General features: G+C 72.8%; 22 protein-coding genes, 4 tRNA genes and 1 other RNA gene. 18 read left to right on the forward strand and 9 right to left on the reverse strand.

From position 1 onward, the window contains the following. Nucleotides 1–16: 16 nt before the first annotated feature. The 7 genes from AB0A69_RS20975 (at nt 17) to AB0A69_RS21005 (ending at nt 4,105) form a co-directional block, all read left to right on the forward strand. Nucleotides 17–88: transfer RNA gene (locus tag AB0A69_RS20975), tRNA-Gly, on the forward strand. Nucleotides 89–167: 79 nt separating this feature from the next. Beyond that, a tRNA-Gly gene (locus tag AB0A69_RS20980) sits at nt 168–240 on the forward strand. 139 nt (nt 241–379) lie between these two features. Beyond that, complete coding sequence (locus AB0A69_RS20985; protein WP_361423869.1) at nt 380–1,330, forward strand: ABC transporter ATP-binding protein; 951 nt, start codon at nt 380–382, stop codon at nt 1,328–1,330. Nucleotide 1,331: 1 nt separating this feature from the next. Beyond that, on the forward strand, nt 1,332–2,096 hold the full coding sequence (locus tag AB0A69_RS20990; RefSeq protein WP_361423872.1) for an ABC transporter permease: 765 nt from the start codon (nt 1,332–1,334) through the stop codon (nt 2,094–2,096). Between the two features lie 14 nt (nt 2,097–2,110). After that, nucleotides 2,111–3,394 carry a sensor histidine kinase gene (locus AB0A69_RS20995; protein ID WP_361423875.1) on the forward strand — a complete coding sequence of 428 codons (1,284 nt, stop codon included), beginning with the start codon at nt 2,111–2,113 and terminating at the stop codon, nt 3,392–3,394. 2 nt (nt 3,395–3,396) lie between these two features. Beyond that, complete coding sequence (locus AB0A69_RS21000) at nt 3,397–4,008, forward strand: response regulator transcription factor (protein ID WP_361424320.1); 612 nt, start codon at nt 3,397–3,399, stop codon at nt 4,006–4,008. 21 nt (nt 4,009–4,029) lie between these two features. Beyond that, nucleotides 4,030–4,105 (forward strand) — tRNA-Gly (locus tag AB0A69_RS21005). Between the two features lie 57 nt (nt 4,106–4,162). Here the strand turns inward: AB0A69_RS21005 and AB0A69_RS21010 are convergent. The 6 genes from AB0A69_RS21010 to ffs form a co-directional block, all read right to left on the reverse strand. After that, nucleotides 4,163–5,065: a phosphoribosylaminoimidazolesuccinocarboxamide synthase gene (locus AB0A69_RS21010; RefSeq protein ID WP_361423878.1), complete on the reverse strand. Its 903-nt coding sequence runs from the start codon at nt 5,063–5,065 to the stop codon at nt 4,163–4,165. 96 nt (nt 5,066–5,161) lie between these two features. Then, nucleotides 5,162–6,625 carry a N,N-dimethylformamidase beta subunit family domain-containing protein gene (locus AB0A69_RS21015; protein WP_361423881.1) on the reverse strand — a complete coding sequence of 488 codons (1,464 nt, stop codon included), beginning with the start codon at nt 6,623–6,625 and terminating at the stop codon, nt 5,162–5,164. Between the two features lie 210 nt (nt 6,626–6,835). Continuing rightward, complete coding sequence (locus AB0A69_RS21020) at nt 6,836–8,944, reverse strand: hypothetical protein (RefSeq protein WP_361423884.1); 2,109 nt, start codon at nt 8,942–8,944, stop codon at nt 6,836–6,838. Nucleotides 8,945–9,189: 245 nt separating this feature from the next. Then, a complete protein-coding gene (gene purD, locus AB0A69_RS21025) occupies nt 9,190–10,452 on the reverse strand; it encodes a phosphoribosylamine--glycine ligase (protein ID WP_361423887.1) in 1,263 nt (420 codons plus the stop codon). Nucleotides 10,453–10,513: 61 nt separating this feature from the next. Next, nucleotides 10,514–12,790 (reverse strand): DNA polymerase III subunit gamma and tau, encoded by a 2,277-nt coding sequence (locus tag AB0A69_RS21030; protein WP_361423890.1) that lies wholly within the window; start codon nt 12,788–12,790, stop codon nt 10,514–10,516. 72 nt (nt 12,791–12,862) lie between these two features. Then, an RNA gene (gene ffs / locus AB0A69_RS21035) (signal recognition particle sRNA small type) lies at nt 12,863–12,961 on the reverse strand. 119 nt (nt 12,962–13,080) lie between these two features. Here ffs and AB0A69_RS21040 point away from each other — a divergent pair. From AB0A69_RS21040 to AB0A69_RS21050, 3 genes are all read left to right on the forward strand, one after another. Continuing rightward, a tRNA-Ser gene (locus tag AB0A69_RS21040) sits at nt 13,081–13,168 on the forward strand. Between the two features lie 299 nt (nt 13,169–13,467). Further along, nucleotides 13,468–14,106 carry a hypothetical protein gene (locus AB0A69_RS21045; protein WP_361423893.1) on the forward strand — a complete coding sequence of 213 codons (639 nt, stop codon included), beginning with the start codon at nt 13,468–13,470 and terminating at the stop codon, nt 14,104–14,106. Between the two features lie 211 nt (nt 14,107–14,317). Next, nucleotides 14,318–16,561, forward strand: a complete 2,244-nt coding sequence (locus AB0A69_RS21050; protein WP_361423896.1) for a VCBS repeat-containing protein — start codon at nt 14,318–14,320, stop codon at nt 16,559–16,561. Nucleotides 16,562–16,746: 185 nt separating this feature from the next. Here AB0A69_RS21050 and AB0A69_RS21055 read toward each other — a convergent pair whose 3' ends face one another. Beyond that, entirely contained in the window at nt 16,747–18,084 is a 1,338-nt protein-coding gene (locus AB0A69_RS21055; protein ID WP_361423899.1) for an LPXTG cell wall anchor domain-containing protein, read from the reverse strand. A 295-nt stretch (nt 18,085–18,379) separates the two neighbouring features. Here AB0A69_RS21055 and AB0A69_RS21060 point away from each other — a divergent pair, with 295 nt between their 5' ends. Next, nucleotides 18,380–18,793 (forward strand): YciI family protein, encoded by a 414-nt coding sequence (locus AB0A69_RS21060; RefSeq protein ID WP_361423902.1) that lies wholly within the window; start codon nt 18,380–18,382, stop codon nt 18,791–18,793. Between the two features lie 18 nt (nt 18,794–18,811). On the opposite strand, the gene AB0A69_RS21065 is transcribed toward AB0A69_RS21060, so the two are convergent. Then, nucleotides 18,812–20,341: an MFS transporter gene (locus AB0A69_RS21065; protein ID WP_361423905.1), complete on the reverse strand. Its 1,530-nt coding sequence runs from the start codon at nt 20,339–20,341 to the stop codon at nt 18,812–18,814. Between the two features lie 84 nt (nt 20,342–20,425). Between AB0A69_RS21065 and AB0A69_RS21070 the strand changes: the two genes are divergently transcribed. The 5 genes from AB0A69_RS21070 to AB0A69_RS21090 all read left to right on the forward strand — a co-directional run bounded on the left by AB0A69_RS21070 (nt 20,426) and on the right by AB0A69_RS21090 (nt 24,715). Next, entirely contained in the window at nt 20,426–21,070 is a 645-nt protein-coding gene (locus AB0A69_RS21070) for a TetR/AcrR family transcriptional regulator (RefSeq protein WP_361423908.1), read from the forward strand. Between the two features lie 83 nt (nt 21,071–21,153). Continuing rightward, nucleotides 21,154–21,777, forward strand: a complete 624-nt coding sequence (locus AB0A69_RS21075) for an HhH-GPD-type base excision DNA repair protein (protein ID WP_361423911.1) — start codon at nt 21,154–21,156, stop codon at nt 21,775–21,777. Nucleotides 21,778–21,915: 138 nt separating this feature from the next. Further along, nucleotides 21,916–23,466 carry a M28 family metallopeptidase gene (locus tag AB0A69_RS21080; RefSeq protein ID WP_361424323.1) on the forward strand — a complete coding sequence of 517 codons (1,551 nt, stop codon included), beginning with the start codon at nt 21,916–21,918 and terminating at the stop codon, nt 23,464–23,466. 201 nt (nt 23,467–23,667) lie between these two features. Next, a complete protein-coding gene (locus AB0A69_RS21085; RefSeq protein ID WP_289921192.1) occupies nt 23,668–23,964 on the forward strand; it encodes a type II toxin-antitoxin system VapB family antitoxin in 297 nt (98 codons plus the stop codon). A 109-nt stretch (nt 23,965–24,073) separates the two neighbouring features. Further along, nucleotides 24,074–24,715, forward strand: a complete 642-nt coding sequence (locus tag AB0A69_RS21090; RefSeq protein WP_361423914.1) for a LytR C-terminal domain-containing protein — start codon at nt 24,074–24,076, stop codon at nt 24,713–24,715. 42 nt (nt 24,716–24,757) lie between these two features. Here the strand turns inward: AB0A69_RS21090 and upp are convergent, their stop codons facing one another. Then, nucleotides 24,758–25,393, reverse strand: coding sequence for a uracil phosphoribosyltransferase (upp, locus tag AB0A69_RS21095; RefSeq protein ID WP_361423917.1), 636 nt, complete (start codon nt 25,391–25,393; stop codon nt 24,758–24,760). Between the two features lie 92 nt (nt 25,394–25,485). Here upp and AB0A69_RS21100 point away from each other — a divergent pair, with 92 nt between their 5' ends. Continuing rightward, the gene (locus tag AB0A69_RS21100; RefSeq protein WP_361423920.1) at nt 25,486–25,713 is read left to right on the forward strand and encodes a hypothetical protein; all 228 of its coding nucleotides are present in this window, start codon (nt 25,486–25,488) and stop codon (nt 25,711–25,713) included. Between the two features lie 160 nt (nt 25,714–25,873). Then, nucleotides 25,874–26,407, forward strand: a complete 534-nt coding sequence (locus tag AB0A69_RS21105) for a hypothetical protein (RefSeq protein WP_361423923.1) — start codon at nt 25,874–25,876, stop codon at nt 26,405–26,407. Nucleotides 26,408–26,422: the final 15 nt, after the last annotated feature.

Below are 26,422 nucleotides of genomic sequence, written 5' to 3' on the forward strand. Positions count from 1 at the left end.
CCACCTCACGGAGCGTGCGGGTGTAGTTCAGTAGTAGAACATCCCCCTTCCAGGGGGAAGGCGCAGTGTGCGATTCCTGTCACCCGCTCTACATCGCTTACCAACCACTTCGGTGGATCAGGTACAGTGGTGTTCGCACCGCCCGGTGAAAGCCGGTCGGGAGCACTGCGGACGTGGCTCAGTTGGTAGAGCATCACCTTGCCAAGGTGAGGGTCGCGAGTTCGAATCTCGTCGTCCGCTCAGAGTACGAAGGCCCCGGTCATCACGACCGGGGCCTTCGGCGTGTATCGGCCCAAGGGGCGGCCCGATGACATTTGTCATCGAGGACCGGTGACAGCGCGGCCTGACCGCGCGCGCTTGGCGGCGACAGCCTTGAGGCATGACCACCCACGTGATTGAGGCGGCGGACCTCCAACGCCGGTACGCCGGCGGCTTCGAGGCGGTGAAGGGGATCACCTTCTCCGTGGCGCGCGGCGAGATCTTCGCCCTGCTCGGAACGAACGGCGCCGGCAAGACCTCCACCGTCGAGCTGCTGGAGGGCCTCGCCGCCCCGAGCGGCGGCCGGGTGCGGGTCCTCGGCCACGACCCGTACCGCGAACGGCCCGCCGTACGGCCCCGGATCGGCATGATGCTCCAGGAAGGCGGCTTCCCCTCCGACCTGACGGTCGCCGAGACCGTACGGATGTGGTCGGGCTGCACCAGTGGGGCCCGGCCGGCCGGGGAGGCGCTGGAGATGGTGGGCCTGTCCGCCCGCTCCCGCGTACGCGTCAAGCAGCTGTCGGGCGGTGAGCGGCGGCGGCTCGACCTGGCGCTGGCGCTGCTCGGGCGGCCCGAGGTGCTGTTCCTGGACGAGCCGACGACCGGGCTCGACGCCGAAGGGCGCCGCGACACCTGGGAGTTGGTGCGGGCGCTGCGCGAGGACGGCACGACCGTGCTGCTGACCACGCACTACCTGGAGGAGGCGGAGACGCTGGCGGACCGGCTGGCGATCCTGCACCAGGGGCGGATCGTGACGGCCGGCACCCCGGCGGAGGTCACCGCCTCCCGCCCGGCCCGCATCCGCTTCGTCCTGCCCCACGGCGTGCCCGCCGGGCGGCTGCCGCTGTCCCTGCTCGCGGCCGCCGACGGGCGCCGCGTCGAGATCCGGACGCATGCCTTGCAGGACGCGCTCGGCGAACTGCTGCTGTGGGCGCGGGAGCACGACGTACGGCTGGAGGGATTGGACGCCCGGTCGGCCTCGCTCGAAGAGGCCTTCCTCGAGATCGCTTCCCAGAACGCCACGCAGGACGCCTCCCACGGCGTCGCTTCCGCGGAAAAGGTAGGTGCGTGACATGACCACGATGACCGATCGCATGGGCGCGCTGGGCCGCGCCGAGCTGACCCTCCTCGTACGCAACCGGTACGCCCTCTTCGTCGCGCTCGGCATGCCGCTGCTCATGGTCGGCTTCATGCGCAGCTCGCTCGACCAGGTCGGCCTGGAGAAGACCGGCATGAGCGCGCTCGAAGCCTCGCTGAGCGGTGGCATCGTGATGGCGCTGCTGCTCGTCGTGTATCTGAACCTCGTCTCGGCGTACGTGGCGCGGCGCGAGGAACTGGTGCTCAAGCGGCTGCGTACGGGCGAGGCGTCGGACCGGGAGATCCTGGCCGGGACCGCGCTGCCGGCGGCGGTGCTCGCGGTGGCGCAGTGCGCGCTGATGGTGGCGGCCGGGGCGGCGTTCCTCGACGTACGGGCCCCGCAGCGGCCCGATCTGCTGGTGCTCGGCACGGTGTTGGGGGTGGTGCTGCTGACGGGGCTGGCGGCGGCGACGGCCGGGTTCACCAGGACCGTGGAGAGCGCGCAGATCACGACGATGCCGCTGTTCGTGGTGACGTCGATCGGGTCCGGGCTCTTCCTGCCGCTGGAGGTCTTCCCGGAGAACGTGGCCTCGGTGTGCGAACTGCTGCCGCTGACCGGCGTGATGACGCTCGTACGCGCCGGGTGGCTGGGCGGCGGCGACGCGGGCGAGCTGACCGGTGCGGCCGCCACCGCGCTGGTCTGGATCGCCGTCTCGGTGTTTGCTGTGCGGCGGTGGTTCCGCTGGGAGCCGCGTCGCTGAGGGGGCGAGAAGACATGAAGCTGACGGGGTGGTGGAGTCGGCGCAGCAATCCGGAGAAGGTCGAGCTCTACACCCGTTGGTCGTACCACACCTTCGCGGTGATCGAGGTGTTCTCGATCGGGCTGGGGGTGCTGGGCGGGGCGCCGCAGCCGCTGGGCGGGTGGCTGTTCCTGCTGGTGTGCGGGCATTCCGCACTGGGCGGGGTGCTCGCCTCGCGGGCCTTCGACTGGACCGTGGGGCGGCGGGCGCGCCCGTACCGGCTGATGGTGGCGCACGGGGTGGCGTCGTGCCTGCTCGCCGCGGGTGGGTTGGCGCTGCGGCGGTTCGGCGCGCTGGACGACATGGGGGCCGCCGCCTATCTGGTGGTGGGGATGCTGGGCTTCGGCATCGGCGGCGTGGTGCTGGGGCTGACGAAGGTCCGGAACATGCTGTACCTGGTGCTGGCGGCCGCCGTCGGCGCCGGACTCGTCGCGTACGCGCTCGGGATGCCGCTCCCGGACGTCGTCGGCTTCTCGGTCGGGAGCGCGATCGGGGGGCTGCTGCTGGCCTTCACCAGCGGCTTCTCGGGGTGGCTGCTGCGCGCGGTGTGGGAGCTCGACGCGGCGCGTGAGCTCCAGGCCCGGCTGGCGGTGGCGGAGGAGCGGGTGCGCTTCGGGCGGGACCTGCACGACGTGATGGGGCGCAACCTGGCGGTGATCGCGCTCAAGAGCGAGCTGGCGGTGCAGTTGGCGCGGCGGGGCGTGACCGAGCACGCGGTGGAGCAGATGGCGGAGGTCCAGCGGATCGCGCAGGACTCCCAGCGCGAGGTGCGGGACGTGGTGCGCGGTTACCGCGAGGCGGACCTGCACACCGAACTGGACGGCGCGCGGAGCGTGTTGGTGGCGGCCGGCATCGTGTGCCGGGTCGAAGCGGCGGAGACGGCGCTTCCGGTACTTCCGGCGCGGGCGCAGTCGGCGCTGGCGTGGGTCGTACGGGAGGCCACGACGAACGTGCTGCGGCACGGGGACGCGCGCCACTGCACGGTGGTGGTGCGCGCGGAGGAGGGGTGCGCGGTGCTGGTGGTCGAGAACGACGGGGCGGGGACGGGGCCGGGGGCCATTCCGGGTGCCGGCCCGGCGGCCGGCTCGGGCCTGGCGGGGCTCCGGGAGCGGCTCGCGGCACTGGACGGCACGCTGGACGCCGGCTGGGTGCGGGACGGCCGGTTCCGGGTGACGGCCCGGGTGCCTGCGGTCGCGGACGCGGGGGACGCGGGCGCCGGTGCGGCGGCGGGGGTCGCCGCCGGGAAGGAGGGACGGTGACCGTGACGCCCGTGCGCGTGCTGCTCGCCGATGACGAGCACCTGATACGCGGCGCGCTGGCCGCGCTGCTCGGCCTGGAGGACGATCTCGTGGTGGTCGCCGAGGCGGCGTCCGGCCCCGAGGCGCTCGCCATGGCGCTGGCCCACCGGCCCGACGTGGCGGTGCTGGACCTCCAGATGCCGGGCGCCGACGGTGTGAAGGTCGCCACATCGCTGCGCACCGAGCTCCCGGCCTGCCGGACCATGATCGTGACGAGCCACGGCCGCCCGGGGCACCTGAAGCGGGCGCTCGCGGCGGGCGTACGCGGCTTCGTGCCGAAGACCGTCAGCGCCCAGCGGCTCGCCGAGATCATCCGTACCGTCCACGCCGGGAACCGGTACGTGGACCCGGAGTTGGCGGCCGACGCGATCTCCGCCGGGGACTCGCCGCTGACCGCGCGCGAGGCCGAGGTACTGGAGCTCGCGGCGGACGGGGCGCCGGTCGCGGAGATCGCGGAGCGGGCGTCGCTGTCACCGGGGACCGTACGGAACTACCTCTCCTCCGCCGCCTCGAAGCTGGGGGCCGAGAACCGTCATACGGCGGTGCGTCTCGCACGCGAGCGAGGTTGGGTATAGTGGTTCCGCGCGACAGCGCATGCGGACGTAGCTCAGTTGGTAGAGCGCAACCTTGCCAAGGTTGAGGTCGCGAGTTCGAGCCTCGTCGTCCGCTCCAGAACGAAAGCCCCCGGCCGGTCGGCCGGGGGCTTTCGCGTACGCACGCCCGGCGCGCTCACGCCCAGGTGGTGCCGGTCAGCCGCTCGTACGCCTCGATGTACTTGCCGCGCGTCGCCGCCACGACCTCTCCCGGGAGGGCGGGGGGCGGGCGCTCGCTCGTGCGGTCCCAGCCGGAGGCCGGGGAGGTCAGCCAGTCCCGTACGTACTGCTTGTCGTACGAGGGCTGGGCGTGACCCGGCTCCCAGGAGTCGGCGGGCCAGAAGCGGGAGGAGTCCGGGGTCAGGACCTCGTCGGCGAGGACCAGGCCGCCGTTCCCGTCGTGGCCGAACTCGAACTTGGTGTCGGCGAGGATGATGCCCCGGTCGCGGGCGATGTCGCGGGCGCGGGAGTAGACGGCGAGCGTCGTCTGGCGCAGCTGGGCGGCCGTCTCCGCGCCGACCTGCCGGGCGACCTCCTCGTACGACACGTTCTCGTCGTGGTCGCCGACGGCCGCCTTGGTGGCGGGCGTGAAGATCGGCGCGGGGAGTTCGGAGCCGTCGGTGAGGCCCTCGGGGAGCGCGAGGCCGCAGACCGTGCGGCTCTCGACGTACTCGGTGAGGCCCGAGCCGGTGAGGTAGCCGCGGGCCACGCACTCGACGGGGATCATGCGCAGGGACGTGCAGACGAGGGTGCGGCCCGCCCAGTCGGCGGGGGCGCCGGCCGGGAGCTCGGTCGACAGCACATGGTTCGGGATCAGGTCGGCGAGCTGGTCGAACCACCACAGCGACAGCTGGGTGAGGACGCGGCCCTTGTCCGGGATCTCGGTGGGGAGTACCCAGTCGTACGCGGAGATGCGGTCGCTGGCGACCATGACGAGGTCGCCCGCCTCGTTCTGGTACAGGTCGCGCACCTTGCCGGTGTGCAGATGTACCAGGCCCGGGACCTCGACTGGTTCGGGCTTTTCGACGAATCCGGACACGGTTCCTCCCCGTGGTTCTGTCCCAACGCTCCGATTGTCCCGCATGCGGAGGCGCCGGCCTCGGCCAGGGGGTTCAAGGGGCTTTCAGGGGGCTGTTTAGTCCCGTTTGCAGATCCGGTCCAGGAGGTTGGCCGTGGCGCGCTGGATGCGGAGGTCGACATGACCCGGGCGGTCCAGGGCCGGTGACCAGGCGAAGGTGCCCGAGGCGAAGACGAGGGCGCCGGAGGGGGCGCGGTAGAGGGAGGTCTCCTGGTGGCGCAGGGAGCCCTCGCGGTCCCGGTACGGGGAGTGGGCGAGCAGGATGCGGCGCTGGTGCTCGGGGAGGGCGGTGCGCGGGAAGTAGCGGTCGGCCTCGCCGGCGACCAGGCCCGGCAGCTCGTCGCCCTCGCCCGCGCCGGTGGCCTCCCAGAGCCAGTGGTCGGCGTTGCGCACGACCATGGGGTGGGGCTCGGGCACGTGGCCCGCGTACTGGATGCCGAGGAGCTGCTGCTCGGGGCGGTCCACCTCGCGCCAGAGGGCCGGTTTGCCCGGGCCGCGGCGTTTTCGGCAGGCGAGGAGGCGGTCGGGGACGCCTGAGGGCGAGGGGCCGAGCTCGACCTGCCAGTACATGGTGTTGGCGGAGAGGAAGACGAGCGAGGTGCCGTGGTCGCGCGCGGACTCGACGGTACGGCGCATGGGGACCGACCAGTACTCGTCGTGGCCCGGGAAGACCAGGCCCCGGTAGCGGGTCGGGTCGACGCGGCCGGCGTGCAGGTCGCGGGCGTCGGCGTAGGCGAGGTCGTAGCCGTACCGCTCGGCCCAGCGGATGAAGTCGTAGGCGTGGCCGACGTGGAGCGGGAGGCCGGCCCCGGCGTACGGGCGGTCGAAGGAGACGGTCGTCGCCGCGTCCTCCTCGCCGAGCAGGCGGCCGTCCTCGTCCCAGGCGTGGTAGAGGCTGGCGCCCGTGCGGCCGTCCTCGGGGTAGAGGTTGTACGCCTGCCAGGTGATGTCGGGGAGGAGCAGGAGCAGGTCGGCGGGGTGCTGGTCGCGGACCGTGAAGGGGATGTGGGAGCGGTAGCGGCCGTCGACGGTGGTCAGGACGGCGACGTACGCGCCGATCGACCAGTACGACGGCACCTGGAGGCGCCAGGAGAGCCACCAGTGGTGGCAGGAGACCGTGCGGTCGGCGGTGAGCGGATCGGGCTGGACGATGCCGGGCAGGCGCGGGCTGGTGGCGATCTTCGAGGCGCCGTCCCCGGCGTAGTGACCGATGCGATAGATGTCGACCGAGAACGGCTGGGGCGGATCCACGGTGATGTGGAAGTCGATCGCCTCGCCGGGTGCGACGGCGCCGGTGGAGGCGAAGCCCTTGATCTGGCGGTGTACGTCGTCGGCGGAGCGCGGTCCGCCGTGGCCGCCGCGCGCGAGGGCGGGGTCGGCGTACCAGGGGACGACCTGGCCGGTGTCTCCGATGTACTGCTCGCTGCCGCGGAGCCAGGGCAGCGGGCCCTGACCGAACGGATCGGTCACGGCGTGGGCGGCCGCTCCCGATTCCCACCGCCGGATCTGTTCCGCCCCCATGGTGCGCCCCTCCCTTGAGTCCCCCGCGGTCCGATGATCGATTCGTGCACCGCTCGTGCGGTGACTGTCAGTGCCGGTCCCCAGCACATCACATAACGCACGCAGTCCGTCACCGTTCGTCGTTAATTGGCGGGAACGGAGCGCGGCATTCCGGTCTTACGGGGGTGATCCGGGCGCCGCTGTGAGGCGGTGAGAGCGGGGTGGAAGCCGTCAGGCGAGGCGGACGGGCTTCTCCGGGCGTACGCCCACGGCGGCGAGCCAGGCGCGCAGGGGCTCGGGGTCGGCGTCCTCCACGAGCGTGAGGACCGGCCCGGCGAGGTCGGCGCGCCGCTTGCCGTCGACGAGCAGGGCGGGGCCGTCCAGCCAGTCGAGACCGGGCGCGGCACCCGCCGTGTCGACGGCGGCGCAGCAGACCATGGCCGTGACGTGATCGACGAGCAGCTCCCGCCCGCTGCGGGGCGGCTGGAGCGGGAGCAGCGGCAGCTGTTCGCCGTCGGCCGTCGGCCAGCCGAGCACGAGCTCGGCGGAGGCCGAGGCGGAGGCCGAGGCGGAGGCCGAGGCGGAGGCCGAGGCGGAGGCCGAGGCGGAGGCCGAGGCGGAGGCCGAGGCGGAGGCCGAGGCGGAGGCGGGCGGTGCGGATCCCGGAGGGGGCGCGGGGGAGGCCGCGGGCGCGGGCGCGTCCGATGCCTCGGGACCGCGCGGGGTCGGAGCCTCGGGGTCGGCGTCCGCCGCGGCACCGGACGACCCGGCGGCGCCTGTGGTACCTGCAGCACCGGCGGCACCGGCAGCACCGGCAGCACCGGCAGCACCTGCAGCACCTGCAGCACCGGCGGGATCCGGCCAGGCAGCCACGGCCTCGGGAGCGGGGCCCTCGGGAGCGGGGCCCTCGGGATCGGCCACCGGGGAAGGGGCCGGTGGATCCACGCCGGCAACACCGGCGGCATCCGGCCACGCGGCCGCAGCGGCAGGCGCGGGCGCGGGCGCGGGCTCAGCCACAGGCGCGGCCTCAGTCGCGGGCCCGGGTGGCCGGGGGGCGGCCTCCTCGGCGGCGAGGGCCGCGGTGATGGCCTCCGCCAGGGGGTCGGCGGCCTGCGGGGCCGTGAGGTGGTCGAGGACGCGCTCCAGCGAGGGCTCGGTGGCCCCGCGGCGGACGCCCAGGCCGTCCAGGGCGCGGTGCAGGCGGGCCGCCTCGGTGCGCCACTTGCGGTCGACGACCTCGTCCGGGTACTGCTGCCAGTCCACCGGGGCCCAGTCGGGGCCCGCCATCGCGGGACCGCCGTGGAAGAGGCGGGCGGCGAGCAGCGAGGCGGCCTCGTCGACGAGCCCCGGCTCCTCCAGCAGGTCGCACGCGGGCCGCTCGCCCAGCCGGGAGGCGAACCCCTCGGCGAGCCGGTCGCGCCGCGACAGCTCGGTGAGCGCGGAGACCACGCCCGCGTCCAGCCGGCACGGCCAGCGGCCCATGCGCCACGCGGGCAGCGCGACCCGCGTCAGCAGCCGGTCCCAGCCCGCGTAGGCGAGCCCGACCTGCTCCTGGGCGACGATCCGCAGACCGTAGTCCACCGCCTGTGCACGCTCGGACGCGGCGGACGCGACACCCCGCTCCATCTCCACGACATGCGCCTGGCACCCCCGCAGCAGCAGCCGGGCGACCGCCCCGACGAACCGCGCCCCCGCCCTCCGTACCGGATCGAGCCCCGGCCGGCCCGCGACCGCGACGGCCGCGTCCAGGCCGCGCACGAAACGGCGCGCCGCGGCTATGTCGGGGTGCGCGGACGGTCCCGTACCGGCCACCACCGGCGCCAGCACCGCCCGCAGCTCGGCCACGCGCATCCACCACAGGAAGGGCGAGCCGATGACGAGGACGGGCGCCGTGCCCTGACGGTGGGCGCCGGGTATGCCGTGCGCCCGGTGCGTACGGTCCTCGAGCCAGCTGTCGCAGTCGGGGGTCAGCGCTATCGCGGAGGGCACGGGCACCTCCAGCCGCCCGGCCAGGTCCTCGACGAGCCGGTACAGATCGGGCGCCGACTCCTCCGCGATCTCCACCGTCGGACTCAGCGCGGGCCGGGCCCGGGTGATCACGGCGCCGACGGCCACGGCCGCGAGCAGCACGACCACGGCGACGGCCGTCACGACCCAGCGCACCGCGTCCCAGCCGCCGGCGGCCAGGTGTCCGGTGGCGCTCCCGGCCCACAGGACGACCGCGAGGGCCGCGGGCAGCAGCGCGACGGCCACGGCGCGACCGCGGAGGCGCAGCACGGCGAGGGCACGGGCGCGCGCGGCCCGCGCACCCCGCTCCTCACCCATTCCGGCATCGGACATGGACATGGCCGTACGTCACCCCCTCCTGCCCTGCGGCGGACTGCCCTGCGGTGGCGTTGCTCACTCCCCCACTGTGGCACCCCCCACTGACATCGCAATGTCGGTGGGCCAAGTGCCGGAACGCCTGCGCGGCACCCTAGTTGGGGTGTCGGCAGGCGTCATCCGGATGGCTCAGCCGTCACTCGATGGAATGGCTTTGGGCAAAGGTGTGGACGGTTCAGGCCGTCACGGGGTTCACTGCCCGGTTACTCTCCGGCCGCGCCCTCGGCGGCCTTGCGTGCGATGTCCGTACGGTGCTGCGAGCCCTCCAGACGGATGCGCCCGACCGCCGCGTACGCCCGCTCGCGCGCCTGCGCGAGGTCCTTGCCGGTCGCGGTGACCGACAGCACGCGGCCACCGGCGCTCACGACGGCGTCCCCGTCCCGCTTGGTCCCGGCGTGCAGGACGTACGCGTGCGGCGCGTCCTCGGCCGCGACCTCGTCCAGGCCCTCGATCACGTCGCCGGTACGCGGCGTGCCCGGGTAGTTGTGCGCGGCGACGACCACGGTGACGGCCGCGTCGTCGCGCCAGTTCAGCGGCGGCTCGGCGTCGAGGGTGCCCTGGGCGGCGTTCAGCAGGACGCCCGCCAGCGGCGTCTTGAGGCGGGCCAGCACGACCTGCGTCTCGGGGTCGCCGAAGCGGGCGTTGAACTCGATGACCCGGACGCCGCGCGAGGTCATGGCGAGGCCCGCGTACAGCAGCCCGGTGAAGGGCGTGCCGCGGCGGCGCAGCTCGTCGACGGTGGGCTGGAGGACGGTCGCCATGACGTCGTCGACCAGCTTGGGGTCGGCCCAGGGCAGCGGCGAGTACGCGCCCATGCCGCCGGTGTTAGGGCCCTCGTCGCCGTCGAGGGCGCGCTTGAAGTCCTGCGCGGGGGTGAGCGGCAGGACGGTGCGGCCGTCGGTGATCGCGAAGAGGGAGACCTCGGGGCCGTCGAGGTACTCCTCGATGACGACGCGGTCGCAGGAGAGCGCGTGCGCGCGGGCCTGCTCGATGTCGGTCGTGACGACGACGCCCTTGCCGGCCGCGAGGCCGTCGTCCTTGACGACGTACGGAGCGCCGAAGGCGTCGAGCGCCGCGTCGATCTCGTCGGGCGTGGTGCAGACGTACGAACGGGCCGTGGGCACACCGGCGGCGGCCATCACGTCCTTGGCGAACGCCTTGGAGCCCTCCAGCCGGGCGGCCTCCTTGGAGGGGCCGAAGCAGGGGATGCCGGCCGCCCGTACGGCGTCGGCGACACCGGCGACGAGCGGCGCCTCCGGGCCGACGACGACCAGGTCGGCCTCCAGGCCGGTGGCGAGGCGGGCCACGGCGGCGCCGTCGAGGGCGTCCACCTGATGGAGCTCGGCGACCTCCGCGATTCCGGCGTTGCCGGGCGCGCAGTGCAGAGCGGTGACGTCGGGATCGAGGGAGAGGGAGCGGCACAGGGCGTGTTCGCGGGCGCCGCCGCCGATGACGAGGACCTTCACGCCAGCCAGGGTAGCCCGCGGGGGCGGGTGCCCCTTGTGCGGGATGCCGAGGCCACCCCTCCTACTCGTTCGTATATTCCTCCACCACGGTGGCGCCGAGTTCGCGGACGATCAGCTCGTGGCCGGAGAGGGCCGAGTCGACGAGGTCGGGATCGTCGTCCTCCGGCATGTCGTCCTCGGGCGCGACCTGCCGCGGCGCGGACGGGGACTCGGCGGCCCGCTGGGGCTGGGCCGAGGGCGTCTGCGACCGGGAAGCCGAGGCGGCCGGCCCCTGCGACGACTGCTGTGCGGGGCGGGGGGCGGGCGCCTGCGGGGCGGGCGCGGCGGGGCCGGGCGCCTGGGGCGGGCGGCTGCCGTAGCCGCCGCCTCCGCCTACGCCGCCACCGCCCGTGCCGCTGCCACCGCCGTACGCCGGCGGGGGCGCGGCGCCGCCCGACGGGTCGATGATCGCCTCGATCTTCCACTGGACGTGGAACTGCTCGGCGAGCGCCTGCTTGAGCACGTCCTCGCTGCCGCTGCTCGCGAAGTTGTCCCGGGCGCCGGCGTTGAGGAAGCCGAGCTGGAGGGTGGTGCCGTCGAACCCGGCGACCTGGGCGTTCTGGCTCAGGAGGATCCAGGTGAAGCGGCGGCGGTTCTTGACCGCCTCCAGGATGTCGGGCCACATGTTCCGCACCTGGGCGGCGCCCTGGGCCGAGCCTCCGGGCGCGGCCGCGGGTGCGGGGGCCGGGGCGGGCGCGGGGGCCGGAGCCGCCGGGGCGGCGGCCTCGGGCTGCGGCGAGGCCGCCTGAGCCGTGGGCCAGCCGCCGGGGCGCCGGGCCTCGCCCTGCGAACCGGGCGCGGAGGCGGTCGGCCAGGCGCCGGGCCGCGAGCCGGACTCCCGGGAGCCGGGGGCCGCGGCGGAGGGCCAGGCACCGGGACGGGCCTCGGCGGGGGGCTGCGGGGCGGGGGCAGGCGTGGGCGCGGGGGCGGGCGCGGCCTCCGCCGCCACAGGGGCGGGAGGAGCGGCGGGCGCGTCCCCGCGCACCGCCGCGCGCGCGGCGGCGGGCCCGCCACCCGGGGGCACCGGGGCGAGCGGAGCGGCCGGGATCACCGGGGCGGCCTGGGCATGGGCCTCGGGGCCGGGCACGTACCCCATGGCGGGCCCGGGTCCGCTCGGCTGGAAGGCGGTGGGGGGCACGACGGAGCCCCGCTCGAGCCGGTCGAGCCGGGCCATCATCGAGCGCTCGTCGCTGAACGCGGCCGGCAGCAGCACCCGCGCGCAGATCAGCTCCAGCTGCAGCCGCGGCGAGGTGGCGCCGCGCATCTCGGTCAGCCCGGTGTTGACGATGTCCGCCGCGCGGCTGAGCTCGGCGGCCCCGAACACGGAGGCCTGCGCCTGCATGCGCTCGACCACATCGGCCGGCCCGTCGATGAGCCCCTTCTCCGCGGCATCCGGCACGGCGGCCAGGATCACCAGGTCGCGCAGACGCTCCAGCAGATCGGCGACGAACCGCCGCGGGTCGTTGCCGCCCTCGATGACCCGGTCCACGATCTCGAACGCCGCGGCGCCGTCCCCGGACGCAAAGGCGTCCACGACCGCGTCGAGGAGCGAGGCGTCGGTGTAACCGAGGAGGGCCGTCGCCATGGCATAGGTCACACCCTCCTCCGTGGCACCGGCCAGCAGCTGGTCCATGACGGACATCGAGTCACGTACGGACCCGGCCCCCGCCCGTACGACCAGCGGCAGGACGCCGTCGTCGACGGGGATCTGCTCCTTGCCGCACACCTCGGCGAGGTAGTCCCGCAGGGTCCCGGGCGGTACGAGCCGGAACGGGTAGTGGTGCGTCCGCGAACGGATCGTCCCGATGACCTTCTCGGGCTCGGTCGTCGCGAAGATGAACTTGAGGTGCTCCGGAGGCTCCTCGACCACCTTCAGCAGGGCGTTGAAGCCCGCCGGGGTGACCATGTGGGCCTCGTCGATGATGTAGATCTTGTACCGGCTGCTCGCCGGCCCGAAGAAGGCCTTTTCCCGCAGGTCACGGGCGTCGTCCACGCCACCGTGCGAGGCGGCGTCGATCTCGATGACGTCGATCGACCCCGGCCCGTTCCGCGCGAGGTCCCGGCAGGACTGGCACTCCCCGCAGGGCGTGGGCGTGGGCCCCTGCTCGCAGTTCAGGCAGCGGGCGAGGATGCGCGCACTGGTCGTCTTGCCACATCCCCGCGGCCCGCTGAACAGGTACGCGTGGTTGACCCGGTTGTTCCGCAGGGCCTGCTGCAGCGGGTCGGTGACATGCTCCTGCCCGATGACCTCGGCGAAGGTCTCGGGACGATAGCGGCGGTACAGCGCAAGGGACGACACCCTTACGACGATATCGGGCCCCACCGACAACCGGCCCGCCCCGCGAAGCCCGGGACAAGGCCGGGACCCGCACACGCAAGCGCCCCCCACGCACCCGCCAGAGCCGACCTACCCTTGCTGCCTTCCGGCCCTGGGGGAGTTCAGTCAGATAGCGCCACGTGAGGGGCTGCGCCCAGCCTACCCGATCCCACGGGCCTGCGGGCCACCCCCGGGGTGCCTCCGGGCGGGCCGCGCGAGGGTTCCGGGATCGGGTTCGCGAGCACTCCTCAACGTCTTGTATTGTTTGCGGCGGAGGATTCGCCTAGAGGCCTAGGGCGCACGCTTGGAAAGCGTGTTGGGGGCAACCCCTCACGAGTTCGAATCTCGTATCCTCCGCCAGTGCCTCACCGGGCACGATGTCGAAGGGCTCCACCGCTTGCGGTGGGGCCCTTCGACGTTGTCCGTCCCGGTGCGGCCGGTATGGCCCCCACTGACCGATCGCGCTAGATCTACGGAACAGAAGGCGCAGGGCCGGCGACTCGTACTCGTCGGCCCTGCGCCATACTCGTGGCGTGCCCCTCCCCCAGGAGACAGTCGAGCCGATAGACCCCGCAGAGGTGCTGTCCAGAACAGCGTGGAGCACTCTGGAGCATGCCTACGGAACGGCTCAGGACGTACCGCAGATGCTGCGAGGTCTCATGGACACCGATCTGCGCGTGAGGTCGGAGTCATTGAGCCGTCTGCATCATGTGGTGCACCACCAGAACACCCTGTACACCGCCACGGCGCCGGCTGCCCTGTACGTGGCGGGCATCCTCGGCGATGCCCGAACCCTCGAAGCCGTCGAGAAGGGGCCCAACGGCTTCTCTGGACCGCTGCGCGCCGAGTTGCTGGGGTGGCTTGACTCCGTCGCCGATGCAGCAGACGACGAGGCCGCGGCCACCAGTCGGCGTTTCGGGTTCCCGCCCGAGGAGTATCCGCCGTTCGTCGCGATCTGCCGGATTCGGCCGCAGCTCTTCCACGCCGTCTCCGCGTTCCTCGATGATCCCGACACTGACGTACGCGCAGCGGCCATCTCCGCCTGTATCCCGCTGCTCGACGACCCTCTTCTCCTTCACCTGCGAGACGCCCTGGCCCCCATGCTGCGCGACGTCTTGGCTACGAGTGAGGCATGGCGGTACCAGGAGAGGGCGATCGATGCGCTGACAAGCTGGGGCCATGACACCGCCGGGTTGGAGGTCCTGCAGGAGCGATACGCCTTCTGTGACGCCGAACCCCAGCCTCAGCCTTGGGATGTCAAGTCGCAGGACGGCTGCGACACCGCTCCCCCCTTCTGAAGGCTTCCCGGCCGCCACCACTTCCGCTGATGCCTCACCAGGCACGATGTCGAAGGGCCCCACCGCTTGCGGTGGGGCCCTTCGACGTTGTCCGTCCCGGTCTCGGTTTCCTTCTCGGTTTCCGCCTCGGTTCTCGTACAACCACTCGACCCCCTCCTGTGTCTGATCATGCACGGCAGTTCCGTTTCCAGCCTTCTCATGGGGGTTCACCTTGCAGGTCCGCTCCACCGGCGCCCGTCTCGCCGCGGCCGTCACGGCCGTCCTCGCCGTCACGGCCCTCGGCGCCGGCACGCTGGCCACCGCCCCGGTCGCCTTCGCCGCCGCTCCGGGCTCCGTCCCCGGCGCCTTCTCCGGCTCCGGGTCGGCCGAGGCGGCCGACGCCCTTCCCGTCTACCCGGAGGGCACCGACCTCGGAGGTGTGGGCACCTCCGGTTTCCTCACCTACTCGTTCGCGCAGGACGGCGACCGTGAGCTGCTCTGGACGCCGTTCGACGGCGGTGCCCCGACCCCGCTGCAGGAGCCCGAGGGCGGCGGTTGGACCATCGGCGCCGACGACGTGGTCGTCCTCGGTGACGCCAGCTGGTCCGCCCGGATGCGTACGCTCACCCTGCGCGACATGGCCACCCCCTCCGCCCCGGGCGTCGGCATCGACCTCGGCGCGCTGAACGGCAACTACGTGGCCGTGCTGAGCCCGACGAGCGTCCTCGCGCAGCTGACGAAGGACGACGGCACGGCGGAGCTGCACGTCGTGACCAAGGACGGCGCCTCGACGACCACCCGCAAGGTGGCCGGGCTGCCCGCGGACGCCACCGACTTCTTCGGTTCGAGGGTCCGGGACGGTTCCGTCCTGGTCGGGTACGAGACGGGTCCGGCGGACGCGCGGACCGGCGGACGGGCCATGGTCGACGTGGCCGCCGGGACGGTGACCGCGACCTACGCGGCTGCGGAGTCCGGGATCGGCTACGGCGGCCTGGAGTTCTCCGCTTCGCACGTGACCTGGTACGAGTACGAGGCCGGCACCGGCGGGCTCATCCGGTCCGTCGACCGCACGACGGGCGAGGTGAAGCGGACCGTCCTGGGCGCCCACACCGCCGAGTGGTACACCTCGCTCGTGGGCGACTGGCTCGTCTACGGCAACCCCACGACGCCGGTCAAGGCCGTCTCCCTGAGCACCGGCGAGACCCGCGACCTGCTGGACTCCGGCTCCGCGTCGATGACCACGGGCGACGGCAGCGCCGTGGTGCACGGCGGGCGAGCCGCCGACGGCGAAGGGCTGTTCCGGATCGCGGCCGGAGCGGACGGCGCCCCGACGGTCACCAAGGTGGCGACGACCGGCACCCCCGTCGCCGCCGGTGTGAAGATCGAGCAGATCCACATCCCCGAGGTGGCGTACCTCGACAAGACCGGCGGAAAGGTGACGCTGGCCTGGACGCTGTCGCGCCGCGACGCCTACCTGGACGTCACGCTCACGCACACCGTCACGGGCAAGGAGTTCCGGCAGCGTGTGAACGCCCCGGCCACCGGCACCCTCTTCAGCTACACCTGGGACGGCATCATCGGCGGAGTGGACGCGCCGAACGGCACGTACGCGGTGGAGGCCGAGGCGACGCCGCTCGACGGCGTCGGGGAGTCCGCCTACGAGGGCTTCCTCATGGCGGTCGCCCGGACGGCCAACCCCCACGACTACACCAACAACGGCTCCACGGACGTCCTCGCCCGGGACTCCGCCGGCGTGCTGTGGCGCGACGACCTGCTGGACCGGCCGGTCAACGGCCAGGTCAAGCCCGCCCAGCGCACGCGGATCGGCGCGGGCTGGCAGACGTACAAGCAGATCGAGGCCGTCGGCAACATCGCCGGCAACGAGGTCGGCGACCTGGTCGCCCTCGACGGCTCCGGTGTGCTCTGGCACTACCTCGGCAAGGGCGACGGCACCTTCACGAGCCGCGCCCGCGTCGGCGGCGGCTGGGGCGTCTACAACAAGCTCACCGGCGGCTCGGACCTGAACGGCGACGGCCGCGCCGACCTCCTCGCCACGGACACCGCCGGCGTGCTGTGGTTCTACAAGGGCACGGGCTCCGCCACCGCCCCCTTCGCCGCCCGCGTGCGCGTCGGCGGCGGCTGGGGCGTCTACAACCAGCTCACCGCCGTCGGGAACATCGCCGGTACGGCCGCCGGTGACCTGGTCGCCCGCGACACGGCCGGAGTCCTCTGGCTGTACCAGGGCAACGGCAGCGGCGGCTTCTCCACCCGCGTGCGCGTCGGCAGCGGCTGGGGTGCCTTCACCCAGCTCGTCGGCGCCGGTGACGTCGACAGCGACGGGCGCCCGGACCTGATCGCGTACGGGGCGGGCGGCACGTACGTCTACCGCTCGACGGGCTCCACCACCGCGGTCTTCAGCCGTCAGGCGACGTCGCTGTACGCGGGCGAGGGCTCCAAGTTCAACAACATCGCATAGCCGTTCGGTTTCCTCCGCCGGCATAGAGGGCCGGACCGCTCCTGCGGTCCGGCCCTCTGACGTGCGCCCGACGGCAAAAGACCGGCGGCAAAAGACCGGCGGCAAAAGACCGGCGGTTACAACACCGGTGGGGGGCCGGAGAGGTCCGGCCCCCCACCGGGGGTTCAGCTGGGTACGCGCGCGGCTCAGCCGTTCGCGTCGGCCTTGCGGCGGCGGACGACGATCATCGCGCCGGCGCCCAGAGCCACCGCGACGCCGCCCGCGAGGGCGATCTGCGGCATGGCCGAGGAGGAGCCCGTCTTGGCGAGGCTGCCCGTGGTGGTGGACACCGGCTGGGTGGACGTCACGCCCTGCGGCGTCGCGGCCGGAGTGCGCGGGGTGTTCCCGCTGGGCTTGGCGTCGTCGACCTTGCCCGGCTTGGTGCCCGCGGCGGCGATCGTGAAGGGGTACTCATCGAGGTCCGGGGTACCGCCGCACGTGTCGTCGTCGTTGTAGTAGTCACCCGCCGCCAGGGCGATGCCCTCACCCGCCGGGGCCTTGGGGTCGACGGTCAGGCGCAGCTTGATGTCGGCGTGGGTGCCGGCCTTCAGCGGGCTGATGGTGTCGATGTCGCCGAAGCCCTCGACGTCGTGCCACGTGGGGGAGGCGGTCGAGGACCACTGCAGGCGCAGCAGGTCGTCGATCGACTCCTCACCGGACGTATCCATGGCGTGGACGCCGACGAACGGGTACACCTCGTCCATCGTCTCGTCGGTGCCGTTGGTGACACGCAGGGTGAAGTTCACCGTCGTACCGGCGACGACCTTGGACGGCAGGCCGGTCACCACGGTGGTGAGTTCCGGCTCGGGGACGCAGTACCCCGAGTCGTCGTCATCCTCGTCGCCCTCGTCGCCCTCGTCGCCCTCATCGCCCTCGTCGCCCTCCTCCGCCTTGGCGTCGGCGAGCGCCTTGTCGGCGGCCTCCTTCGCCTTCAGGGCGTCGGCGGTGGCCTTCTGAGCCTGGCCGTAGGCGCGGACCGCGGCGACACGGGCGTCGTCCGCCGCCTCGTCGGCAGCCGCGGCCTTGGCGTCGGCGGCGGTCTTGGCCTCAGCGGCGGCCTTGGCCGCGGACTCGGCGTCGTCGACGGCCTTCTGGGCGGCGGCCTTCTCCTCGTCCGTGGCCTCGGCGGGCAGCGCCTGCTGCTTGGCCTTGGCGTCGGTGAGGGCCTGGTCGGCGGCGGTCTTCGCGGCGGCGGCGGCCTCCGCATCCTTCGCGGCGGCCTGGGCGGCGACGGCGTGCGGAGCGGTGTCCGACAGCGCCGCCTCCACGGCGGCGTAGGCGGCTTTCTCCGCGGCGACAGCGGCGTCGTACGCCTTCTGCGCCTCGGCGGCGGCCTTCTCCAGCTCCTCGATGGAGGCCTTGGCAGGCTTGGACTGCGACGCCGTCGGCTTGCTGTCGGCGTACGCGGGGGTGACGGACAGCATCACGACGGGCGTCGTCACGGCAGCGGCGACAGCCGTTGCGAGAATGCGTCGGATCTTCACTAGAGCCCTTTTCTGGGTCCGAAAGAGTGGGAGCGGCCACGGCGGGGTGGAGCTCACGCAGCGCGGCCGGCGATGGGGGTGATCGTATGACCGCGATAAAGGGGCGGACAGCTCAATTCCCTGGGGATTTCCGGCCGGACACGGCCCCGGCGGCAGACATAGAAGGGCAACGGGGGCAGTTGCCCACGTTTCCGTGATTTCTCTGTGACTCATGTCACCAAGCGGGCTGGCCGGAGTCGGGATCCCCTGTGAGAGTGACCCTGAGGGGGCGGCACCGCATCCGAGGAGCGACGACATGAAGTACCTGGTCATGGTGCAGGGCTCGCAGGCGGACTACGAGGCGATGAACGGCGATGCCTCCGAGCGGTATCCCGCCTGGACCGAGGACGACGTCCAGACGATGTTCGCCTTCATGGAGAAGCTCAACGAGGCCCTCGTCCGCTCGGGCGAGATGCTGGACGGGCAGGGCCTGGCCGAGCCCGCCCGCACCCGCTTCGTCACGGCGGGCGCAGACGGGCGGCCGGTGGTCAGCGACGCTCCGTACGACCGGACCGAGACGCTGATCGCCGGCTACTGGGTGCTCGACTGCGACAGCCTCGACCGCGTCACCGAGATCGCCGCGCGCATCGCCCAGTGCCCCGTGCCCGAGGGCTCGCCCGACTATCCGGTCGTCATCCGGCCCATCCTGGAGAGCGGCCGCGACATCTGAGCCCCTCCTTCCCGGCCGTCAGTGCGCGTGCACGCCCGTCATGTGCGGCTTCGCCCGGGGTACGAGCACGAGGGCGACGACCGCGCTCACCGCGCCCACCGCCGCGCAGACGGCGAACGCGGTGGCGAAGCCACCCGCCGTGCCGCCCTCGATGCCCGCCGCGGCGACGGTCGACAGCACCGCGACCCCGACCGAACCGCCCACCTCGTGGAAGGTGTTGACGACACCCGACGCCAGCCCGGCCTCATGGTGGCCCGTCAGCGCGAGCGCCGTGGCCGTGGCGGTGACGAAGACGGCCCCGATGCCGAACGACGCGACGACCAGCCCCGGCAGCAGCCCCGCGTACACGCTCGGACGGTCACCGAGCCAGGTCAGCGGTACGCACCCGGCGGCGGCGATCAGCAGCCCCGCGACGGCCGTCGGCCTGCTGCCGAGCCGCCCCACCAGCCGCGACCCGAGGTGCGCGCCCAGTCCGGTGGCGAGGGCGACCGGCAGGAAGACGAGCCCGGTGCGCAGGGCGCTGAACCCCCGCACGTGCTGGAGGTAGACCGAGCCGAGGAAGAAGAAACCGATCAGCAGCGCGGTCGCGACCAGCATCAGGAACGCCCCCGCGACCACCGGCCGCCGCGCGAACATCCGCAGGTCCATCAGCGGCGCCCGGCCGGCCCGCTCGACGGCGGCGAACGCCCCGTACAAAGCGACCGACCCGAGCAGCGGCACCAGCGTGGCGGCCGCGCCCCAGCCGGAGTCGCCGGCCTCGACCAGGCCGTAGATCAGGGCGCCGGTACCGGCGGTGACGAGCAGCGCGCCCGGCAGGTCCACCCGCGCGGCCCGGGACGACCGGGACGGGCGGGACGGGCGCGGCGGTACGACGGCGGGCAGCGCCACCAGCAGGGCCAGGCCGACCGGGACGTTGACGTAGAAGACCCACGGCCAGCCCGGCCCGTCCGTCAGGGCGCCGCCGAGCAGCACCCCGGCGGCGGACCCGGTGCCGCCGATCGCCGCCCACACGCCGAGCGCCTTGTTCCGCTCGGCGCCGTGGAAGGTGGTGGTCACGAGGGCCAGCGCGGCGGGCGAGAGCACGGCCGCACCGACGCCCTGCGCGACGCGCCCGCCGATCAGCGCCACGGCGCTCTCCGCGAGCCCGGTGGCCAGGGACGCGGCGGTGAAGAGCGCCAGCCCGGCGAGGAGCGTGCGGCGGGCGCCGAGGGCGTCGGCGAGCCGGCCGCCGAGCAGCATGAGGCCGCCGAAGCACAGCGTGTACGCGGTGACGACCCAGGTCAGGGTCGCCCGGTCCAGGCTCAGATCGGCGGCCATGTCGGGCAGCGCGACGTTCACGACGGTGACGTCGAGGATCAGCATGAACTGCGCCAGGCAGATCAGCGCCAGGGCGGCCCAGCGACGCGGGTGCGGCGCCCCGCCCGGCACCTCGTGCGCGGCCCCGTGCGGCGCCCCGCCCGGCACCTCGTGCGGCGCCCCGTGCAGCACGTCGTGGGCGGCCCGGCCCGACGGCGGGTCGGCGTGCGAAGGAGAAGAGGTATGCGTCATGAAGTGAACTGTACGGTTCGGTTCACATGAACTCAACAGTTCACTTGAACTCGTCCGTACACTTCCCGGTGCTAGCCTCACCGCATGCCAGCCGACGCCAAGCAGCCCCCCACCGGCCCGCGCGCCGCCCGCAAGCGGCAGGCCATCGTCGAGGCAGCCCGCGCGCTCTTCCTGCGCGAGGGCTTCGGCGTCGGCATGGACGCCATCGCCGCCGAGGCGGGCGTGTCCAAGGTGACCGTCTACAACCACTTCGGCAGCAAGGAAGCGCTCTTCACCGCCGTCATCGCGGGCGCGCTCGACGAGACCCTCGACGACGACTCCTCCGCCGCCCTCGCCCGGCTGGCCGACACCGAGGACGCCGGTGACCTGCGCACCGCCTTCCTCGACGCCGCGCGCGCCTGGGTCCACGCCGTCCGCGCCAACCAGGACGTCGCCGCCCTGCGCACCCTCGTCGCCACCGAGCTCCACCGCTTCCCGCAGCTCGGCGAGGCCTGGCGCACCCACGGCCCGGCCGGCCACCACCCCGCCGTCGCCGACGCACTGCGCACGCTGGCCGACCGGGGCCGGCTCGCCGTCCCGGACCTGGAGGCGGCGGTGGTCCAGCTGTACGCGCTGCTGGTCTTCCCGCACATGGTGTTCGGCCAGTACGGCGCCGACCTCGACGACGACCTGACGGAGCGGCTCCTCACGAGCGGCGTCGACATGTTCCTGGCGTACTACGGCACCTGACGGGACCGGCCCCCGCCCGTACTCCGTACGCCGTAAGCCACACCCGCCGTGCGGCCGCCACGCCCGGGCGGGATCATCGGGCCATGACGATCACCATCCGCCTCGCCCAGCAGCCGGAGGCCGACGAACTGCTGGCCCGCAGCCCCCTCGCCGCGCTCGTCGGGATGCTGCTCGACCAGCAAGTGCCCATGGAGTGGGCGTTCTCCGGCCCGTACACGATCGCCCGACGGCTGGGCGCCGAGGACCTCGACGCGCACGAGATCGCCGTGTACGACCCGGAGGAGTTCGTCGCGCTGCTGTCCGCGAAGCCGGCCGTGCACCGCTACCCCGGCTCGATGGCCAAGCGCGTGCAGCAGCTGTGCCAGTACCTGGTGGACGAGTACGACGGTGACGCGAGCGCCGTCTGGTCGGACGCCGCCACCGGCCGGGAACTGCTCGACCGGCTCCTCGCACTGCCCGGTTTCGGCAAGCAGAAGGCGCAGATCTTCCTGGCCCTGCTCGGCAAGCAGTACGGCGTACGGCCCGAGGGGTGGCGGGAGGCGGCGGGGGCTTACGGCGAGGAGGGCTCGTACCGTTCGGCGGCCGACATCACCGGGCCGGAGTCGCTCGCCAAGGTGCGCGCGTACAAGCAGGAGGCCAAGCGCGCGGCCAAGACCGCCAAGACCGCCAAGACCGCCAAGGCGGCCGGAACTTCGGAGGCGGAGTGACATGTTCCGCAGCGAATCGTACGGAATAACCAGTGAGTTGCGGCACATCTGTTCACAGATAGGGCGGAGATCGCTAGCTTCCCTTCAACCTCGTTCGTACCGGGAAGGACCTCTGTGAACGCAACCCCTCGCAGAGCCGTGGCCACCCTGGCCGCAGCCGCACTCGCGACCCCGCTCCTGCTGGCCTCCGCCTCCCCCGCTTCCGCCGGCCGCCCCACGCCCGACGCCGCCGCCGCCAAGGACGCCGCCAAGCTGTCCAAGAAGCTGGTCAGGGAGGCGTCCGCCAAGGACGCCTACAAGCACCTGCAGATGTTCCAGCGCATAGCCGACTCGGCCGGGGGCCACCGCGCCGCCGGCTCGCTCGGGCACGACGCCTCCGCGGCGTACGTGTACCAGCAGCTGAAGAAGGCCGGATACCAGGTCGAGTACCAGAAGTTCGACTTCGTCTACACCGAGACGCAGGCCGAGAAGCTCGCGGTCGTCTCGCCCTCGCCCCGCACCGTCGACATCAAGGCGATGACGTACACCGCCTCGACGCCCGTCGGCGGCATCAAGGCGGCCGTGGCCGCCGTCCCGGCCCCGGCGAGCGACACGACGCCCGGCTGTGAGCCCACCGACTACGCGACCGGCACCTTCACCGGCAAGATCGCCCTGATCAAGCGCGGCGGCTGCACCTTCGCCGACAAGCAGACCCAGGCCGCCGCGGCGGGCGCGGTCGGCGCGATCATCTACAACAACACCGAGGGCGCCATGTCCGGCACCCTGGGCGACCCGGCCGTCGGCAAGATCCCGACCGGCGGCATCACCAAGGCGGACGGCGAGAAGCTCGCCGCCGACGCCGCCGCCGGGCCGGTAGAGGTGAACTTCGAGATCCGCCAGCTCCGCGAGACGCGCTCCACCAACAACGTCATCGCCGAGACGCAGCGCGGCAACGCCGCCAACACCGTGATGCTCGGCGCCCACCTCGACTCGGTGACCGCCGGTCCCGGCATCAACGACAACGGCTCCGGCTCCGCCGGTCTGCTCGACGTCGCCCTGAAGTTCGCCAAGTCCAAGGAGAAGGACCGCACCACCAACAAGGTGCGCTTCGCCTGGTGGTCGGCGGAGGAGAACGGCCTGCTCGGCTCCGAGCACTACGTCGAGCAGCTCAGCGAGCTCGACCGCAAGGAGATCAAGCTCTACCTGAACTTCGACATGATCGCCTCGCCCAACTACGGCCTGTTCGTGTACGACGGCGACAACTCCGACGGCGTCGGCGCGCCCGCCGGCCCGACCGGTTCCGCGCAGATCGAGCGCGACATCAACGAGTTCATGGACAAGCAGGGCCTCCCCCACGAGGGCACCGACTTCACCGGCCGCTCCGACTACGGCCCGTTCATCGCGATCGGCATCCCCTCCGGCGGTACGTTCACGGGCGCCGAGGGCACCAAGACGGCCAAGCAGGCGGAGAAGTTCGGCGGCACGGCGGGGGTCGCGTACGACGCCTGCTACCACGCCGCGTGCGACGACATCGACAACGTCAACATGACGGCGTTCGACGCCAACATCGACGTCATCGCCCACAGCGTGGGTACGTACGCCCACGACCTCAGCTCGCTGCGCAAGCCGGTCGAGTTCGTCCCGACCGACGGTGACGCGGGCAGCGGCGGCGGCCTGCACGAGGACCACGACCACGAGGTGACGGAGTAACCCTTCGGCTGAGGCACCACACCGAAGCACCGCCCTGAGGCACAGCACCGAAGCACGACACTGAGGCACCGCACCGGGCCCCGGGCCCTCCGCGTCCGCGCGGGGGCTCGGGGCCCAGGTTTGTGCCGGCAGCGGTTTTTTCGGCACCACATCGGCCCCACGTGGCTGCGCCCGGCACCGCTCGCCCGGTAGGCTTTCCGTGTGATCTTCAAGCGCATCGGTAACGGGCGGCCGTACCCCGACCACGGCCGGGAATCCACCCGCGCGTGGGCGGACGTCGCGCCGCGCCCGGTCCGCCTCGACCAGCTGGTGACCACCAAGGGACAGCTGGATCTGGAGACGCTCCTCGCCGAGGACTCGACGTTCTACGGCGACCTCTTCGCGCACGTCGTGAAGTGGCAGGGCGACCTCTACCTCGAGGACGGACTGCACCGCGCCGTACGCGCGGCCCTCCAGCAGCGTCAGGTCCTGCACGCGCGCGTGCTGGAGCTCGACTGAGCCTTCCGCCCCCCTGGGCCCTCAGTCTTTCGGGGGTATTCCCACCCATCCGGCCGCATCGGTTGATCGTTTAGTAGGCATAGTCACCGGGTCGCATTACGCTGCGCCCATGAGCATGCTCACTCCCCCGGGTATGGGCGGAAAGTACCGCATCACGGGTAACACCTACCCGCACATGCGCCGCCCCCGTCGCCGCCGCCGGATCGTGCTCGCGGCGGTCGCCGCGGTGGTCACCCTCGGCCTGGCCGGCTGGGGAACGCTCCAGCTCATCGACGTCTTCGGTGGCGGTGGCCCCGGCGCCGGCGGCACGAAACGCACCACGGCGGCCGGCGCCGCCTGCAAGCCGCAGAAGAGCCCCGCCGCGGTGGTGCGGGTCCCGCTCCAGCCGGCCCAGATCACGGTGAACGTCTACAACGCGACCCCGCGCGCGGGCCTCGCCAAGTCGACCGCCGACGAACTGAAGAAGCGGGGCTTCGCCATCGGCAAGGTGGGCAACGCACCGACGGCGTACGACAAGAAGGTGCCGGGCGCGGGCCTCCTGCTGGGCGCCGCGGACGCCACCAAGGGCGCCTTCCCGGTCCTCGCCACGCAGCTGAAGGGCGCGGCACTGCGGACGGACACCCGCCAGACGGCGGATGTCGACCTGATCATCGGTACGGCGTTCACGGCGCTGACGCCCCCGCAGGACGCCACCGCCGCGCTCACCGCCCTGTCCCGCCCCGCCCCGGCCCCCTCCGGCTGCCCGGCGTAGGGCCGGGGACGAGCCCGGGCCTCGGTCGTCAGTCGGCGGTCGTCAGTCGGCGGTGCCGTACATCCGGTCACCGGCGTCGCCGAGGCCCGGCACGATGTAGCCGTGCTCGTTGAGCCGCTCGTCGACCGAGGCGGTGACGACGGTGACCGGCGTGCCCGCCAGCTCGCGCTCCATCACCTCGACGCCCTCCGGCGCCGCCAGCAGCACGACCGCCGTCACATCGTCGGCGCCGCGCTTGATCAGCTCCTGGATCGCGGCGACCAGCGTGCCGCCGGTGGCCAGCATCGGGTCGAGGACGTACACCTGGCGGCCGGAGAGGTCCTCCGGCATCCGGGTCGCGTACGTCGACGCCTCCAGCGTCTCCTCGTTGCGGATCATGCCGAGGAAGCCGACCTCGGCGGTGGGCAGCAGCCGCACCATGCCGTCGAGCATGCCCAGACCGGCCCGGAGGATCGGCACGACCAGCGGCTTCGGGCTGGACAGCTTCACGCCGGCCGTCCGGGTCACCGGGGTCTCGATGTCGACCTGCTCCGTGCGCACGTCCCGGGTGGCCTCGTACGCGAGCAGGGTGACCAGCTCGTCGGCGAGCCGCCGGAAGGTCGGGGAGTCGGTGCGCTTGTCGCGCAGCGTGGTGAGTTTGTGCGCCACCAGCGGGTGGTCGACGACGTGGATCCGCATGGACTCCACAGTAGCCCGCACTGGCATCAACCCCGTCCGTGGAGGGAAGGTGGGGAGGTCAGGACGTCAGACACCTGGGGGTGGTGGTCGCGATGCCGGACCCGGTAGAGCCGGAAGGACCGGAACAGCCCGACGCCCCGGACGACGGCGACGACGCGCGCGGGAAGAGGGGCGAGACCGACGCCGAGCGACGCCGTCGCCGCGCCCAGTTCCTCCGCGAGCTGAACGAGGCCAAGGCCCTGCGCGACCGCGTCCAGCCGCGCCGTGCGAGGGCCGCCAGGATGCGCCAGGCGATGCGGATGCGGACCTTCCGCTGGTGATGCCTGGTGACACGGACCGGCGATCGGGCTCAGACTGGTGCACGACGCAAGAGCGGAACACCTCTCCTGAAGCCCTCGTATCTGCCACGATGCCGAGTGGGCGGGGCATTCAGGAGCGTGCCGCCCGATCGTCACACCTCTGATCAGTGGGAGAGTCACGGTGTACTTCGCCGCACTGCTCGCGCGCACCGAAGACGGGTGGGAAGCGAGCGACACAGAGCTCGACGATGTGGAGACCTTGTCGGATCTGACCGAGCTTGCCCGCGAGGCCTCGGTGGACGACGACACAGTGCTCGTCTTCATCGAGCAGGAGGACGCATGGTTCGGCATCGTCCGCGTGGAGGGTGAGGACGACCCTCGCATTTTCGTCTCGGACGGCGCGGCCGCCGCCCGCTCCTCGTACGGGGAGATCCTCACCAAGGAACTGCTCGGCGACGAACTGGACGACGACACCCCCGACCTGGACGCGCTGGACCTCGACGGCACCGAGGACGGCGAACCGGCCGAGGACGAGGACGAGGAGGAGGAAACGGAGCTCGCGGGCGAGACCGTGCCGGCCGAGCCGCTCGGCGACCTGATGATCCTGGACGATCTGGGCATGTCCGAGAAGTACCTGCTGAAGCTCGGCACCGACGCGCTGTCCGACATCGCGGACGCGCTCGGCGCCGCCGAGGTCCTGGAGGCGGTCCGCTAGTGCGGCCCCCGCACC

It is taken from the genome of Streptomyces sp. NPDC045431, from assembly GCF_040646655.1.
Lineage (GTDB): Bacteria > Actinomycetota > Actinomycetes > Streptomycetales > Streptomycetaceae > Streptomyces.